Consider the following 16,693-nt stretch of genomic DNA (forward strand, 5'->3'; position numbering starts at 1 on the left):
GCAGGACAAGCTCGCGCCGCACCGCCGACGCATTTAATTCTCCCCTTCTCGAGGCGTCGTGTATCACTTCCTCTAGGGCATTGTCGGGTTTACTGCAAAAATATTGTCGCAATAAAATTGTCGCGAATACGGTCCTCCGCCTGTCCGTCCCAGGCGATACCCACCTGCCAAGCGGTGGTTTCACCGCTAATCGGCACCATCGTAAATCCCGTCGGCGCAATATGGGCAACGCTTTGCGGCAGCAGCGCAACGCCAATGCCTGCAACCACCAGCGCGACGATAGTCTGGATGTCCTCTACCTGTTGGCTTGAAGACGGATGAAGCCGATTGGCCTGCAAAAACAGGTCAGTTTGCAGGTTCAGTCCACGGCCTCGTTCGGTGTAAAGCCTGAGTAACGGCAGTTTTGCCAGCCACTGTTCCACGTTTAATGCGCTTTCTTCCGGCACGGCGAGCACCAGCCTATCCTCGAACAGCGCGCGATACTCCAGCGGTGCTTTCGGCGGAACGCGAACAAAACCAACCTGCAGCACGCCGCTTTGCAGCATTTCTTCCTGCTGCGAAGACGGCAGATCCTCCAGCGAAACGTTTACCCCAGGGTAATGACGCCGAAAATGCGCAATGCACTGCGGCGCAAAGGTAAAGCTCGAGAGCCCAAACCCTACTGCCATCATGCCCTCTTCACCCTTCGCGACACCCTCGGCACGCTGCAAAAATAACCCCGCCTGTTTGAGCACCTTCTCAGCCTCGGGCAGCAGCCGTTTCCCGCCCGCAGTCAGTGAGGTGCCCTGCCTTCCGCGTGAGAAAAGAGCCACATTAATCGTCGACTCGAGCAGATTGATCTGTTTGGTCAACGCCGGTTGCGAGACCGCCAGCGTCTGCGCTGCGTCGGCGTAATTCCCCTTCTCTGCCAGAGTCACAAAGGCTTTGAGCAACCGCAGATTCATTTTTGCATTCCAATAAGTTATCAGGAGACGAAAAGCTTTCATTATAAAGTTATCAGCCGCCCTGCTCTACTACCGGTGTAAATAATCCCTCTCACTGCCTTTGGAGAACAGAAATGCGCGAATCAAAGTCTTTAAAAGCTGCCGTGGTACAGTTTCAGCATCAGGCGGGCAATAAAAAATACAACTTATTGATGATGGAGAAATTTATCGAACAGGCGGCGGTTCAGGGCGTGAAAATCCTGACCTTCCCCGAAATGTGCATCACGGGATACTGGCACGTGCCCAAACTGACGTCGGCGCAGGTCCACGCGCTGGCTGAACCTCTCGACACCGGCACCTCGGTGGCATTAATTCGCTCTCTGGCAATCAGGCATCAAATGCTGATTGGTGCCGGGCTGATTGAGCGCGCGGATGACGGGCGCCTTTATAATACCTACGTCGCCTGCCTGCCGGACGGTACTTTGCACGCCCACCGCAAGCTGCATGCTTTTGAGCACCCGGCCATCAGCAGCGGCGACAGCTTCACGGTTTTTGATACCCCATGGGGCGTGAAGGTGGGAATACTGATCTGCTGGGATAATAACCTGGTCGAAAACGTGCGCGCGACGGCGCTGTTGGGAGCAGATATCCTGTTAGCGCCTCATCAGACCGGTGGAACTCACTCGCGCAGCCCTCACGGTATGAAGCCTATTGCGGTCGCGCTGTGGGAGCAGCGAGAAAGCCGAAAAGAGGAGATTACCGCCGCCTTTAGAGGCGCGAACGGTCGGGAATGGCTGCTGCGCTGGTTACCGGCCCGTGCCCACGACAACGGACTGTTTATTTTATTCAGCAACGGCGTGGGGGCTGACGATGACGAAGTGCGTACCGGCAATGCGATGATTTTAGATCCTTACGGCCGCATTATTGACGAAACCTGCGCGGCAGCCGACGCGATGGTCTGCGCCAGCCTCGACCTGTCGTTAATGGCCATGAGCACCGGACGCCGCTGGATCCACGGCCGTCGTCCAGAGCTTTACCACATTTTGACCGAGCGACAAGGCTATGAGCGCGATGCCATTACCGCCCGGTTCTCCGAGGAAGTGCCGGAGCGGGGAGACAAGCCTGGCGAATAATCGCCTTTTTAGACCGGTGAAAGCACGCCGCTGCCGGTGAAATGCCCCTCAAGATTGGCGAGGAACAGACTCAGCTGCGCCTGCGTCGCCTCAGGTGACCAACCGGCGAGGTGCGGCGTAATCAACAGATTGTCGAGGTCCAGTAATGCCTCGGGGCGCTGGGGTTCGGTCTCATAGACGTCGATTCCCGCCCCCGCAATCACCCCGTCGCGCAGGGCCGCGGCGAGGAGAGACGTCTCGACCAAACTGCCGCGCCCGATATTAATCAGATAACCCTCTGGCCCGAGTTTTTCCAGCACCGCAGCATCAATGCTGTGTTTGGTTTCGGCACCGCCCGGGGCAGCGCAAACCAGAATGTCGCACCATGCAGCGAGGTCGAGCAGGTTATCAAAATAGCGATAGGCCGAGTCTGCCTTGGCGCGCCGATTGTGATAGCCAATCGCCATATCAAACCCCTGCGCGCGTCTGGCGATTTTCTCGCCGATGGTGCCCAATCCGTAAATTCCCATGCGTTTACCCGACACGTTGGTCGGCTGAGGAATGGAGGTCCGCCAGACGCCGTCACGGCAGAGTTTGTCGAGTCTGCGGAAATTACGCACGGTGGCAATGACCAGCCCCATCGCGTGGTCGGCCGCACAGTTATCATTCGTGCCACGCCCGTTGACGACCACGATGCCGCGCGCTCGGGCGGCCTCAATATCAATGCCTTCGTACCCCGCGCCCATGCAGCAAATAATCTCCAGCTTCGGCATGGCCTCCATCTCTTCACGCGTCAGGCCAAGCAGCCCAATGGTAAGCACGGCCCTAAATTCAGCGCCCTTCTCCCGAATAGCGGTAGCGCGCGATTCGTCGGTCTGCGCAAAGGTGGCGTCGCAGGCCTGCGCCACCCTCGCCTGATGTTCTTCAGTAAGGGTATTTAAAACCAGCAACGCAATCTGTGGGGTCATTAAATCCATTCCTTCGAGTCGCGCGGGCAAGGGCGCGAGATAGAGTGATTGTTATCGCAATAAACAATAATGTCTTTGTAATCAGAATGGAAACATCTGCCCTAAAAAGGCATAAAAAAGCCGGGCATCCGTTGAATGGCCGGTGAATCAGGCCAACATAATGCCAGAATGACGTTATTCCTTCTAACAACAACTCCCCGGCGAACCGTCGGCGAATTCCTTGCTCGCCTCACAAAAATTGCCATCAGAGGCTGCACTTTTCACGCGCGTCTGATACACTGTACATAATTACAGTATAAGGAGTAAACCATGGCTGTTGAAACAAAATTTGTTGTCGTTAGAAAAGGTGAAGAAAAAATGACTTTTGCCAGTAAAAAAGAAGCCGATGCCTATGACAAAATGCTCGACATGGCCGAAGCGTTCTCAGACTGGTTATTGCAGAGTAACCTTGAGCTAGACGAAACGCAGGCAGAAAGCATGGGGTTGTTCTTTGCAGAGCAGAAAGAGGCGGTTCAGCATATTCTGCGCACCAGCAAGGTTCCTGATGCTGATGCCAACGCAGAATCAGACAAAGCAGAAATCCAGCCCGCTGCCGAGCAGCCTGATGCTGAAAATGCCGTTAGCGAGAAGAAAATCCGTGCGGTAAAAGCCGCCTGATTGCTATCATCGTTGAAAATGAACACCCCCTTCCCTGGCGCTAAAGTATTTCCGGCGTCAGGGAATAAAACCTCTATTCCTCACCCTCAATAACGTAAACCTAAGCTTTTTATTTTCATTCCTAAGCAATTATTGTGATTTTACTCATAAAACCCGCTCATCAATAATAATCCGTCTCTTTGAATAAGCCGTAATTACCATGATTAGCTCTTCTTATTTATCACCCTCGGGAATAATTGCCTGATCTTTTGATGAGAACTTTATGAAATATTCAATAAGTGCAATTTCTTTACTCGTTATTTCCGCCCTCCATCCTCTTTATGCCGCCGATAATTCCCCGCAAACACCGCAACAGGGCGGAGATTTTATCTGGGGCATTGAAACCAACCCCACGACGCTGAATCCACAGTTTAACGGGCAGACCAAAGTGGAATTAGTTCAGCGAGCGGCGTTTGAATCGCTGTTGGCGCGTAAAGCCGACGGCAGCTATATTCCATGGCTGGCAACCGGCTATGAAATCAGTAAAGACCATAAAACCTATACCTTCCATTTACGCCAGGACGTGAAATTTTCGAACGGCGAGAAATTTAATGCCTCAGCGGTTGCCGAGAACTTTAAAAATCTTCAGAACCTGACCTATTGCGCCGGCTCAACAATGTGCGTGATAGGCTCGCGCATTGCCAATATTGCAACGCCGGACGATTATACCGTGGTGGTCACCCTCAAGGCGGTCTATAGCCCGTTCCTGTCTTATATTAGCTGGTTGAAACTTATTTCTCCGTCCTCGTGGAAGGCGGCAGATTTGAAGTCGGGCGGTACCGATATCGCGGGAACCGGGCCTTTTATCCTCAAGCGCTGGGACAAGAATCAGCAGATTGTCTTCGTACGTAACCCGGACTATCACTGGTCCTCCGGCAATGCTGCGCATCAGGGACCGGCTTACCTCAACAGCATCACCTACCGCATTCTGCCAGAGTCGTCGGTGCGTACCGGTGCACTGCTCTCCGGTCAGGTGGATGCCATCGAGGGTATCTCCGGTAACGACGCCGGAGAGTTCATTGACAACCCAGACTATAGCTATCAAAGTGCGCCGAATACCGGCACGCCTTACTCGCTGTTTTTGAACGTCAAAGATGGCCCAACGCAGGAGCTGAACGTGCGTCAGGCGCTGCTGCAAGGGCTTGACGTTGCAGGTATTCTGACGTCTATTTATCGCGGCCACCGCATTCACAGCTGGGGGATTACTTCGCCCATCGACCCGCTTTATGACAAAAGCATTGAAGGCAAATACGGCAACAATCCGCAGTTGGCGAACAAACTGCTCGATGAAGCAGGCTGGACGACCAAGGGCTCAGACGGCATTCGTACCAAAAACGGCGCACGTCTGAGCATTCTGGTTGTCCAGTCTCAGGTGACGGTGCGTGACCAGCGCGACGTGCTGCTGGAGGCGCTACAGGCGCAGGCCCGCCAGCGTCTAGGGATTGAGCTAAAGATCCGCTACGTCGATCCCGGCACCTACTTCCAGTACATCAAAAACGGTAACTACGGCTCCATCGCCAATTCCCACGACGATACCGACGGTCTGGACATCGAAAACCATTACCTGCCGATCAACGCCGGAGGAGCGATTAACTACAGCCGCACCGACGATCCCAAAGTCTCGGCATGGCTCAATGAAGCGGCACAAACGCTAGACGAGGCTAAACGTAAAGCCATTTACAGTCAGTTGCAGAACTATGCCCTCCTGCAACAGGCGCTGGTGATTCCACTCTATGCTCCGGACGACGAGATTGCCGCCGCGTCCTATGTACACGGCATTGGGTTCCGTACCTTCAGACAGATCCCTGAAAACGCCTACGACGTCTGGGTGAGCAAGCATTAACAAAAATGAGTGAGGCATCGCTGCCTCACTCATTAATCGGGGTTAACAATACACGCCGCACAGGAAGTGCGGCGCTTTTACGCGTTTATTTCAGCCGCTCAATAGCTGCCGTGATGCGCCGCCCTGCCTCTTCCACGGTGGCATTGTCGGTAGCAATCGACAGGCGGAAATAAGGCGATAATCCGTACGTGCTGCCGCCGACGCCTGAGACACCGTTCTCAAGAATATACTCGACCACGTCCGCCTCGCTGGCTAAAACTTTGCCGTCTGGACGTTGGCGACCGAGCAGCCCTTCACACTGGCAGAATACAAAGAACGCCCCCTGCGGCGACAGCAGCTTCAGGCCCTCAATTTTCGACAACGCGTCAACCAGCACGTCGCGACGGTACTGGTAGGCGGCGACCTGAGGCTTAAGGAAGTCAAGGCCGCTGTCAAAGGCCGCCACCGCCGCGGCCTGACTCACCGAGCTGGCGCCCGACGTCGTTTGCAGTTGCACCAGCGCCAACGCCTGCGCCAGCGCTTTCGGACCCGCAGCGTAGCCGATGCGCCAGCCGGTCATGGCATAGGTTTTAGAGACACCGCCGACTAATAGCGCACGCTCGCGCAGGTCAGGGGCAACGTTAAGCAGGCCGAGATGCTCGCGCTCGTCAAACAGCACGTGCTCATAGAGTTCGTCGAGCAATACCCAGACCTGCGGATGGCGGCGAATAACCTCCGCTAGCGCCGTCAGTTCGGTCCGATCATAGACCGCCCCACTCGGATTACTCGGGTTATTAAAAACAAGCCAACGCGTTTGCGGCGTTATCGCCTGTTCAAGCTGTGCGGGCGTCAGCTTGTATTCCTGCTCAACCGGGCAGGATAGCAATACCGGTGTCCCGCCGTTGAAACGCACGCTATCCGGGAAGCTGGGCCAGAACGGTACGGGAATTAATACCTCATCTCCCTTATTCAGCGTAGCGGCGAAAGTGTTAAAGATAATCTGCTTGGCCCCGTTGGCGATAACAATCTGGTCGATGTCGTACGCCAGATGGTTTTCGCGTTGAAGTTTGCGCTGCACCGCCTGACGCAAAGGCTTGATGCCTGACACCGCCGTGTATTTGGTTTCACCACGCTCGATGGCGGCATAGGCCGCCTGCTTGACGTGATTCGGGGTGTCGAAATCGGGTTCGCCCGTGGTCATATCCAAAATATCGACCCCCGCCTCCTTCAGGCTATCGGTAAGCTGTTTGGCCTTGGCAATCCCCGAAACCGTCACCCGTTGGATGCGTTCGGACAGGATAAGCGCGCTGGGAGCCGTATTTTCGGTTGCCTGCAACGCCTTCAACAGCGTGGCGGGCGATAAGACAAACGGCAACCGTGCAGCAACTTGAGCCGGGAATTCGACCTGTTCGGCAATCACACGCAGAGTCTCGGCACGATTACCGTGCAGCTCGGGAAGTTGCAGCGGGGCATCGAATTGCTTTAAAAGCGCGACCAGTTTTGCGTCGGCTTTTTCACTGCCGCTTTCAAGATATGACTGAACCAGCAGACCAAAGCCCACCTTTTCGCCATGCAGCCAGTCGTGCACCTCGGGCTGATGGGTCAGACGGTTATGAATGGCGTGCGCCACGCCCGGCGACGAGAATTCATCCCGCATGCTGTTGGCCATGCCCGCGGCGGCGATGTTGGCATCGATAACTTTAATCAACGCCGGCGTCACGCGGTGGTGCAGGTTGTCTTCTACCGCCTGCCGACCAAACTCGTCAAACACCTCGGCCGCATAGCGCGCCGCCTGCACCTTGAAGTTGAGCGCCAGGCTTTCTGCGCTTTTCTGCTGATACGGGCGGAACTCGTACCATTTAGCCAATGAGTCAACGATACCGGCCTTGAGATAACGAACGTCACTTTTAGCGATCACTTCGGTATCGACAAAAACGCGCTCCGGCATTCGGTGCAACGGCAGGCCGCCCACCTGCCCACCGGCTTCGTTGTACAACACGGTCACGGGTGACCAGGCTGCGCAGGTCGCGGCAATCGTCGGGAACGTGATGATGGCAACGTTGTCGAGCCGATTGCCTACCGCCTTCGCGGTGTCCAGCACTCTGCCTCCGCCAATGCCTAATACAACTCCGGCCCCCTGCGCTTTTACTTTGCCAGCATGTTCGGCAATCGCCGCTTCGGTACATTCACCTTTAAGAAATTCAACCTGATAGGCAATATTGTGCGACTGAAGGCTGTTTTCAAGCTCAGGATTAACCGACTTCCATGCCGTCTGGCTGGTAATAATCGCAATGTTCTTAGCCAGTGAAGAAATATATTCACCAACGTGGGCGCGTAAACCGGGTTGATGGAGATAAGTAAGGGGGGATTTAATAGCAAACACGTTGATAACCTATTCGATTAATTCGATATCACCCGGTGGAGAATGATTCAAATGATTAATAATTCTGTACCATTAATGATACAGCGTCAGTTTCAATAGCCGTGAGCCAGGATAATGGAGCTAATTCTCATGCTACGATAAAAAAACAGATAAGCAATGATTTCGTGCCCTATCGCTTTTCTAAAATTCACAAATAGATAGCCATTTTTTTAGTTTGGGAAATACGTGCAGTACCTACTAATGTCTAGGGGGGGTAAAGCCCAGCCCCTTGGTTGTTCACCGGCCACAGAAAAAATAAATAAACAATAACAAAAAATACGGCCCTGTATATTTCACTTAATTAAACACTAAAGAAAAAATAGAAAATAATTTCTTTCATTTATTATCACAAAAATTATATTCACACTGGAGAAATAACAATGCGTCAATTACCCACTTTTCAAGCTGAGGTTCTTAGAAAGCAGACTGAAATTATTCTGACCGGCTGGGGAATGCCCGATGATATTGCCGCTCAGACGGCTGAGCTTATCATTGAAACCGACCTATTAGGCATCGACTCACACGGTATTTCGATGCTGCCGCACTATCATCGTCTTCTTCAGGCGGGCAAGTGGCGACCAGCCGCACGAGCCAAAATTATCAACGAAACGCCGGCAACGGCGGTCATTGACGGCGGCCACTCTCTGGGCCACGCCACGTCGCTGCTGGCGATAAAAACGGCAGTAGAGAAAGCAAAAACCCTCGGCCTCGCCTCCGTGGTGGTACGTCACTCCAACCATTTTGGCGCAGCCGGTCTTTACGCCCGCTACGCCGCCTCACAGGGTTTGATAGGCCTGGTCACCAGCACCACCCGCGGTGCGATTTTGGTGCCGACCGGCGCAGCCTCAGCGGTGCTGGGCACCAATCCGATTGCTTTTTCGGCCCCGGCCGGAAAAAACGCCGATTTCGTGCTGGACATGGCCACCACCACTGTCGCGGCCAACAAGGTCAAGGTTTATGATTTCTATAGCAAACCTTTGCCGTCAGGCTGGGTTATTGATGAAAACGGTCAGCCGGTCACCGACAGCGCGCTGGCGGTAAATAACATCTTTCAGACCCCCAAAGGCGGCTTGACGCCGGTCGGTGGTGCAGAGGAAACCGGGGGTCACAAGGGGTATGGTTTAGCGATGCTGGCGCAGATACTCGCGGGTCCATTGGCCGGTGCAGCGTTTGGTGCCACCAACGACAAAGAAGGCATGCCGAACGTTGGCCATTTCTTCCTGGTGCTAGACCCCAAAGCCTTCCGCACGGAGAACGGTTTTAAGCAGGACCTCGACGAGATTATCGATACCCTGCACGCCACCTCGCCAAGCGATGTGCAACGCCCGGTGTTAGTGGCGGGCGATCCGGAGAATCGGCAGCACCGTGAACGCAGCAAAAACGGCGTTCCTCTGCCCACGGCGCTGCTCGGTCAGCTACAGCAGATATGCCTGCATGACAACTTTGAATTTATTTTAGGCTAAAAGCCTGAGGCTATGACTCATCCACCACGGCAACGGCCCGCTTTTGCCGGATGCCTATCAGATAAAGGGCACAGCCAAGCACCGCAAACACCATCAGGAAATAGAATATTGCCGCAGGTCGGGCGAGATGGCTATCCAGTAAATATCCAAACAGGATAGCGTTCGCCCCACCGCCCAGCATCGAGATATTTTGGACGCCAAAGTAGGCCCCTTTCATATCTTCCCGCGCGATGGCGTCGATAAACAGAAACTCGGACGGTACGATAATCACCTCTCCGAGTGAAAATAGCACGGTGGCAATAATCCAGAAAATGGTCAGCTCCGAGACCTGATAGAACAACAATCCACTGACTAACAACCCGCTGCCAATCATCACGCTAAACACCATATTTTTATGGGTTATCCTTTTGCCTATCACGTATTGCAGCAGAATAACGGTTGCGGCGTTAATACTCACGATAAGCGTAATCAGCCTCAGCGCCTCCGACTCACTGACCACATAACCCAGATACTGCGAAAGGTAGGTGGCAAAACGTGCATAAACCAGCGCACTAAACAATCCACCGAGGGTAAAAAGTTGCAGACGATTGTCGCTGGCTAAGACCTTAAAGGTCTGCCTGAGACCGGTTTTTTGCCCGCTTTGTGGACGCGTTATCCGTAGATGGGCGCGATAACGGCGATAAACGGCCAGCAGAATCAGCAAAGAAACTACGCTGAGCGCCCCCGAAAGCCACATCGGAGCGCGTATAGCGAAGTGACTGAGGGTGATACCCAGTATCGGCGCGCTGCAAAAAGCGATATTAATCAGCGTATAACTTATCGAGTAGGCCGCCCCCCGCTGCCCCGACGGCAATAATCCCGTCAACAGCGACTTCACCGACAGATGCATGGTGGTAAACGCCACCTCGATGATCACCAGCAGCAAGAACACCTGCGCAAACTGACGAGACGCCGGAAGCACGCTATACACCAGCACAGAAACCACGATGGCCAGCAGCAGTGAACGCAGTGGGGTAAAGCGGTCAATCAGAATCCCGCAATAGACCCCTACCAGCGTGGCGGTCACCAGACTTCCGCCCAGCGCATAGCCGGTCAGTAATGGATTAAAACCCAGGGTATGTGAAAGATAAATGGGGAAAAATGTAAACGTCAGCGCCCTGCTAAAATGCAGAATAAAATCCAGAATAAACAACGGCCATAAAAAAGAATTCCTAATCATATTGCAACAACTCCCTGTGGCCATACTGCGCCGATACGGTCTTTAAGGCGCCGACCAGGTCGACGGGATGCCCTAATGCATCAAGTGATTCACCCAGCGCAGTGACCAAACGAAGTACGTTTGCCGCCCGACACTGCTCGCCCATTTGACCGATGCGTAACAGCGGTGAACCGAATGAGGCTGAAATCTCGACCTGATGCTGTGACAACAGGTGATCAATCAACGCCACAGAGGATAACCAGACCGGCAGCTGAAATCCAACGACGGCGTCCAGCCGCGTTGGCAGCGGTGCCGCCAGCGTTAAACCAAATTGCAGAAGAACCTTCTGTACGCCTTGCGAACTCTGGCGATGACGCTGAATGCGCAGCGGCAATGTTTCTTCGTTCAGCAGGCGCAGCGCCTCGTGCAGAGCGAAAATACCATTGACCGGTGCGGTGTAATGATAACGGTGGTGATGCCAAAACTCCTTCGCCAGCAGGGCGTCATAGCACCACTGCGTTGGCGTAAAGGTGCGTTGAACGACGCGCTCCCACGCCTCGTTCGAGAAGGCAATCAACGACACGCCGGGAATGGACGACAGGCCCTTTTGCCCACCGCAAAACACCACGTCCAACTGCCAGTTGTCCATCAATACCTCGGTGGTTCCCAGCGTACAAACCGTATCGACCACCACCAGCGCCCGCTGTTTTTTACACAGCGCGGCAATCTCTGGCAAATCAGGGTTCAGCGTGGTTGACGACGTTTCGCCGTGGACCAGCGTAACCACGTCAAAAACCTGTTGCTCCAGCAACGCACGAAGCCGGTCCAGCGGAAAGGCCTCCCTGCCGTCGAATTCGAACAGCACCACCTTGGCCTGATGACGTCGCGCCATTTCGCACATCCTTAAGCCAAAATGCCCTGAGCTGATGGCCAAAACGCGCGAGCGGCGATGAACCAGATTACCGATGGCCATCTCTGCCGCCGCCGAACCCGGCCCTGACAGACCAAAAACCCAGGGGGTGGTGGTCTGAAACGCATAGCGTGCCATCGCCTTCAGTTGTTCAACCACCTCATTCATTCTCTGGCCCAGGTGGCTGGCAATGTGGGTATTCGCCTGCTTCACCGACGGTGGCTGAGGCACAGGCCCGGCCCCCATCAACAGTGTTTCCTGAGGAAAAAAGCTATTTCCCAGCGCCGGGAATGTATTGGCAGGGATCATGCGACCTCCCCGGAAGGTGAAAAACGCAGGTCCTCAACCAGCCGAATTTTGCCACTGACCGGATGACGAGCCAGTTTTTGCACCTGAACGACCCTGACGCGGAAATCCAGCAGCTCGATGGCCACGCCGTCACCCGGTCGCAGCGACGGCAGCGCCGCCTGCAATTTTTGCTCCAGCGCCTGCGCATCCACCGGATGTGCAGCCTCAACGCTGACCTGCAGCGTTTCCTGATGCCCCCGATGGCTAATGGTCAGCTGAATTTGCCCTATTCCTTCCTCCGACAGCACATCGGCAACTTGTTGATAGTAAAGTGCCTTACGGCCATTGAGAACAATCAGACCGTCGCCGCGCCCGAGAAACTCGAGCACGCGCTCACCGTTCACTTGTCGGTGAATGCGCCCAACGTCACCGATTTTGTAGCGAATTAGAGGATATTCAAACTTCTGCCAATTGGTCAGCAGAATATGCCCGCGCGCTCCCTCCGCGACCGGCTGCCCGTGGTCATCGACGATTTCAACATAGTTATAATCATCGACCAGATAATGATCGACGCCCTGTAAAGCCCCTGACTGATAGCCAATCTGCGCCCCGTCATTGGCCGCCAGAATGCTGTGAAACGTCTTGATCCCCAGCGTCTCGGTCAGCCACTGTTTGCGGTGCTCAGGCCATAGCGCCCCACCGTAAATCACCTTTTCGATGCTGAACTGAGGATTGATCTCTTTTGCCTGCGTGAGCAAGGTGTCGAGCAGGCTGGGAATGCCGATAACCGTATTGATGCCAAAGGTTTTTTGCAGGTTAACCAACTCTTGCGGGGTAATGTTTTGGCCCACGGTATACGACTCGACCGGCATCAGCGCCAGCTCCTGCGACGAGGTCAACATTCCACCGTACATGTGCCCGCCGTAAAGCGTGTTCACCACCCTGTCGCCCGCCGCCAGCCCGACGTCATACAGCGTCTGTACCGCCTCATGAATCATGCTTTGCCAGTCATCGCGCGAGTAGGGAATATAACGGGTCTTGCCGCCGCTGGACCCCGACACCAGCACTTCGCCGGACGGAAGTGCGTCCGACGCCATCCCCCGGCCATAAGGCGGCGACTCTTTCTCCAGGGCTTCTTTGGTTAACACCGGCAGCTGGTGCAGTTGGTCGAGGGTTTGCGGCTGCGGCGTCTGCTGGTAATGCGGGAGACGTCGAGTTTTGTAAAGCAGGAAACGCAGACGACTGTCGAGTCGCTGGCGACGTTCATCAACACTCAGCTGGCTGCGAGCCTCACTCAGTGAGACCCCCGCGTGGTGCACTTTAACAATCAGCGCTGCGCTCCACGCGTCGAGTAAATCTATCGACAGCGCATAGGCCGTTCGGCCTGCTGGAGTGACCTGATAGCGGCCGCCGACGTTTTGCAACGCCGCCTGCGCCGGGATAACAATCACCGTCGCCGGGTCTTTCGCCACCGCCTCCAGCCGAATGTTAAAGGGGGTAAACACCTTCAGGCGCGATGCCCTTGCCGTTAGCTGCTGCCAAAAGTGGGTAAACGGGCTGACCACAGTGACCTGATTGCCGGTGAGCCAGGCCAGTAGCACGCCGCGCACCTCGCCTTCCAGGCTCGCGCTCCTTAAAGTCACCGCCCCCATCGGCAACAGCTCGGTAACTTCATTGTTGGCGGGATAGTAGATCCAAGGAAGCGCATGCAGATTGCCCAACCTTATCTGCACCGCCTGCTCTAACGCTGTCGCATCCAGCAGCGCGTTAATCTGCTGCGCCTGTTGCGGTGTGAGCGTCTCTGCCCATTGCGTATTGTGCTGCAAATCGTCAAAGAGTGCCGCCAGGGTAATAATTCGATCGCTGATAAATTGCATAGTGTCGCTCCACCAAAGTGATTGGATGAGTGAATGTTTAGGGCTAATTCAGTGCGCAGAAATTTCCGTTAAACATCGCTGGAGGAAGAGTTGCAGTCGCTGTGGAGAGTCCGCACGAGCAATCAGTGACAGCGGGAGGAGATCTTCGTTGTAGGTAAGCGTTCCCGTCTGCCCGCCTCCGCGCTGAAAGCTGACCAGATGCGGGCTGCACAAAAGGCTTTCCGGTATGCTGAGCGTTTTGGCGTCCTGCGCCTGGTGAGCGGGATACAGCACGAAGCCAAAATACTGCGTTGAGTCAGGCTGATGACGCGGCGCGGGAAGCGCGAGATAGTCGCTTATCTCCACCGAGGGAAGATGCACGCCGGTTCTGAATTGATGCGTCTCAACGATACGCGCCCCGCCCAGCCGGTTGGCGGCCTCAAGAAAGATACACGCCCTGCCGTCGTAAAATGCCTCGATGTGGAAACAGCCACGGCGGATCTCCAGTGCGCCAATCACCTGGTCGATAAACGTTCGGAAAATGTCGTTGAGCGCCACCTGAAACGAGCCGACCGGTACTCCGGCAAGGTACTTCAGCGGAGAGTTGATATAGCGGCTGGCCAACAGGTGCTTGACCTCTCCGGCAACCACAACGCCGTCAAAGTGATAAAGCGGTGCCTCGATAAACTCTTCAAGCTCATAGTTGGCCCAGCCGGTTGTTGACTCAAGGTGCGCAACGGCCTGCGAAAAGCTGTCATGGAGGACGATACCCTGGCTGGAGGCCCCGTCGCGCGGCTTGCTGATGGTTTTTCCCGCCCAGCCGCCGCCTGCGACCTGTTCGGGCGTTTCGATGAAGCGGGGATAACGCAGCGTTCCCTGCTCGGCTATCCGCTGTTTCATTTTGACCTTGTCGCGAACCCGCTCGATTTGCTGATAGGACGGCCCCGGGATCCCCAGTTCGGCGCGAATCTGGCACGCCTCGAGAATGCCGTATTCCGACAGGGCCAACAGCGACGCATAGCCGTCGCTTGGGCTGACCCGCGCCAAAACCGCCGACACCAGAGCGTTTTCTGAACCGGGCGGCAGCACGATTTTTTGCAGGTGCAACGCCTCAGGCAAATCATTCAGATGTTGCTGTAGGCCAATGTAGGTAACCTGATGCTGTTGGTGATCGATAACCAGGTCATAGCGCATCTTCTTAAACGGTGCCTGATGCAAAATCAGTATCTTCATCGCGTTACCTCGAACAGCGAAATTCCCCAACTGAAGCCCATGGCGCTGGTGGCCAGCGCGAGTCTGTCACCCTTGTTCAACTTCCCCGCCGCCAGCAACTGGCGGAGGGCTATCCAGTTATCACCGCCCCCCAGATGACCGTTGGTGTGATAGTTGAAGACACTGCGCTCGGCGGGCAGCCCCAGCCGCGTAAGCAGAGCTTGATGAACGTTAATATCTCCCTGATTAATGAGCAAAAAACGCAGGTCATCGAGACGAGTAGCCGCTTTTGACAGGCTGCTGTCCAGCAGCTTGCTGAGCATATCGACGTACACCTGCAGCAGGCCTTTACGCACACTATTTTTACGCGCCAGTACCCGCCCTTCGCGGTATTCCCCCTGATACATATCGCACCAGGAAGGGTCTGTTTGCATATCGCAGGCGGTCAGCGTCAGCAGCGGCTGGTCAACGCCTATCAGCAGGGCCGTCGCACTGTCGCCAAAATTGAACAAGGCGCGTGACGCCGCGTCTGAATGGTCAATCAGACCGCTTAGCCTGTCGCAGATAACCACCAGCGCGACCTTCCCAGGATTGGCGTTGACCCTGTCGCTGGCAATGGCGATTCCCGTCGCCCCCGCGTTGCAAAAGTTGACCACTTCAAAGCAGTGCGCCTGATGGGCACCTAACTGCTCGGCCACCTTGGCGGCGGGTGACCAGAAGGGTTTATCCCATACCCCGGAGCCACAGTAGATAATCCACCCCAGCCGCGAGGCGGGCACTGCGCCCTGCTCCAGAGCTCGACTTGCCGCCTCAGTGGCATACTCCCAGTCGGCCTTATCCGCAGCAAATACCGAGAGCGCGGGGGCGGGAAGGATCTCCTCCAACTCTTTGGCTTCTACGCCTGAGAGCCGTGCAATATCCTGCCGGGACAGGCTGCCCGGCGGGATCACAGTTTCAAACGCGGTGATGCCTGCACGCGTCATTATTTCACCGCCACTCGGTGAACCGTGCGTGACTGGTTGTCTTCGACGTCAGTCACCGCATGGTAGGCCGTCTCGGTCTTCCACAGAAGAAGGTCACCTTGGGTCCATTTATGGCGGTAGCCGTGCGCGGGATCCGTCACTAACTCTTCGACCAGATTGAGAAACTCGTGGTTTTCATTGGCATCGAACCCAATCACGTAGTCCAGATAGTCCTTGGCACCGTACAAATAAGGCAGCTTGGTGTAGGGGTCGATTTTTACCAGCGGATGAGTCACGGGAGGATGAAGCTCGTCGGCCTTTTTCATCAATTCGGTAATCGAATAGCCGGCATGTTCAGGGCGGATTTTAAAGCGTTTTCTGACCGTATGAACCGCGTCACGTCCGGCTATTTTATCCTTCCAGTGTGTGGAAAGCCGGTCGTAAACGTTGCCCGCACTCGAGAATAATGTGTCACCACTCCACTCGGGAATATTAATGCCGTGCAACAGCGTATAGGTGGTCGGATTATCGGTATACGACGAGTCCTGATGCCAGAAATTGCCGACTCGCGGCACGCCGTAAGGTTTACCGTTCACGATTTCATTTGAGGAAATCATAATTTCAGGATGCTCAGGATGACGATACTGGCTCATCACAAACGGGACCGGCTCGCCAATAACCTGCGCCAGCTCAACCTGTTCCGCCGGTGAAATATCCAGTCCTTTGAAAATAAGCAGCTCATTCTCATGCAATGCATGCAATACGCGGTCACGAACCTCAGGAACACGAATATCGCGAATGGAAACATCATGAATTTCGGCGCCAATATGATCGCTAACTTTTTCAATTCTCATTGTGTAT

Annotated in this window: 13 protein-coding genes and 1 pseudogene; 4 read left to right on the forward strand and 10 right to left on the reverse strand. The window is 54.9% G+C overall.

Features of this window, described 5'->3' with window-relative positions; all coding sequences use genetic code 11:
- Window positions 1–89: 89 nt before the first annotated feature.
- Entirely contained in the window at window positions 90–944 is an 855-nt protein-coding gene (locus O1V65_RS09555; protein WP_269130457.1) for a LysR family transcriptional regulator, read from the reverse strand.
- Between the two features lie 113 nt (window positions 945–1,057).
- Here O1V65_RS09555 and O1V65_RS09560 point away from each other — a divergent pair, with 113 nt between their 5' ends.
- Window positions 1,058–2,056, forward strand: coding sequence for a nitrilase family protein (locus tag O1V65_RS09560; protein ID WP_084912942.1), 999 nt, complete (start codon window positions 1,058–1,060; stop codon window positions 2,054–2,056).
- A gap of 8 nt (window positions 2,057–2,064) precedes the next feature.
- Here O1V65_RS09560 and O1V65_RS09565 read toward each other — a convergent pair whose 3' ends face one another.
- Window positions 2,065–3,003 (reverse strand): 2-hydroxyacid dehydrogenase, encoded by a 939-nt coding sequence (locus O1V65_RS09565; protein ID WP_017492174.1) that lies wholly within the window; start codon window positions 3,001–3,003, stop codon window positions 2,065–2,067.
- 309 nt (window positions 3,004–3,312) lie between these two features.
- Between O1V65_RS09565 and O1V65_RS09570 the strand changes: the two genes are divergently transcribed.
- Window positions 3,313–3,660: a YebG family protein gene (locus tag O1V65_RS09570; RefSeq protein WP_192503589.1), complete on the forward strand. Its 348-nt coding sequence runs from the start codon at window positions 3,313–3,315 to the stop codon at window positions 3,658–3,660.
- Window positions 3,661–3,922: 262 nt separating this feature from the next.
- The gene (locus O1V65_RS09575; RefSeq protein ID WP_192503588.1) at window positions 3,923–5,542 is read left to right on the forward strand and encodes an ABC transporter substrate-binding protein; all 1,620 of its coding nucleotides are present in this window, start codon (window positions 3,923–3,925) and stop codon (window positions 5,540–5,542) included.
- A gap of 85 nt (window positions 5,543–5,627) precedes the next feature.
- Here the strand turns inward: O1V65_RS09575 and O1V65_RS09580 are convergent, their stop codons facing one another.
- On the reverse strand, window positions 5,628–6,821 hold the full coding sequence (locus O1V65_RS09580; protein WP_026110563.1) for an aminotransferase class I/II-fold pyridoxal phosphate-dependent enzyme: 1,194 nt from the start codon (window positions 6,819–6,821) through the stop codon (window positions 5,628–5,630).
- A gap of 618 nt (window positions 6,822–7,439) precedes the next feature.
- A pseudogene (locus tag O1V65_RS23150) lies at window positions 7,440–7,904 on the reverse strand (iron-containing alcohol dehydrogenase); the annotation flags it as partial.
- 419 nt (window positions 7,905–8,323) lie between these two features.
- Between O1V65_RS23150 and O1V65_RS09590 the strand changes: the two are divergent.
- Window positions 8,324–9,406, forward strand: a complete 1,083-nt coding sequence (locus O1V65_RS09590; protein ID WP_017492178.1) for an Ldh family oxidoreductase — start codon at window positions 8,324–8,326, stop codon at window positions 9,404–9,406.
- Between the two features lie 10 nt (window positions 9,407–9,416).
- Here the strand turns inward: O1V65_RS09590 and O1V65_RS09595 are convergent, their stop codons facing one another.
- From O1V65_RS09595 to O1V65_RS09620, 6 genes are read right to left on the reverse strand one after another with little or no spacing between them, the layout of a single operon-like run.
- Entirely contained in the window at window positions 9,417–10,625 is a 1,209-nt protein-coding gene (locus tag O1V65_RS09595; RefSeq protein WP_017492179.1) for an MFS transporter, read from the reverse strand.
- A complete protein-coding gene (locus O1V65_RS09600) occupies window positions 10,618–11,823 on the reverse strand; it encodes a pyridoxal-phosphate-dependent aminotransferase family protein (protein ID WP_192503587.1) in 1,206 nt (401 codons plus the stop codon). Before O1V65_RS09600 ends, O1V65_RS09595 begins: the two co-directional genes overlap by 8 nt.
- Complete coding sequence (locus O1V65_RS09605) at window positions 11,820–13,679, reverse strand: phenylacetate--CoA ligase family protein (protein WP_269130458.1); 1,860 nt, start codon at window positions 13,677–13,679, stop codon at window positions 11,820–11,822. The genes O1V65_RS09600 and O1V65_RS09605 overlap by 4 nt, the downstream gene beginning before the upstream one ends.
- Window positions 13,680–13,727: 48 nt before the next feature.
- Window positions 13,728–14,891, reverse strand: a complete 1,164-nt coding sequence (locus O1V65_RS09610) for an ATP-grasp domain-containing protein (protein ID WP_269130459.1) — start codon at window positions 14,889–14,891, stop codon at window positions 13,728–13,730.
- On the reverse strand, window positions 14,888–15,853 hold the full coding sequence (locus O1V65_RS09615) for a 3-oxoacyl-ACP synthase III family protein (protein ID WP_017494387.1): 966 nt from the start codon (window positions 15,851–15,853) through the stop codon (window positions 14,888–14,890). The genes O1V65_RS09610 and O1V65_RS09615 overlap by 4 nt, the downstream gene beginning before the upstream one ends.
- The gene (locus O1V65_RS09620) at window positions 15,853–16,686 is read right to left on the reverse strand and encodes a TauD/TfdA dioxygenase family protein (protein WP_017494386.1); all 834 of its coding nucleotides are present in this window, start codon (window positions 16,684–16,686) and stop codon (window positions 15,853–15,855) included. Before O1V65_RS09620 ends, O1V65_RS09615 begins: the two co-directional genes overlap by 1 nt.
- Between the last annotated feature and the right edge of the window lie 7 nt (window positions 16,687–16,693).

It is taken from the genome of Rouxiella badensis, from assembly GCF_026967515.2.
Lineage (GTDB): Bacteria > Pseudomonadota > Gammaproteobacteria > Enterobacterales > Enterobacteriaceae > Rouxiella > Rouxiella badensis.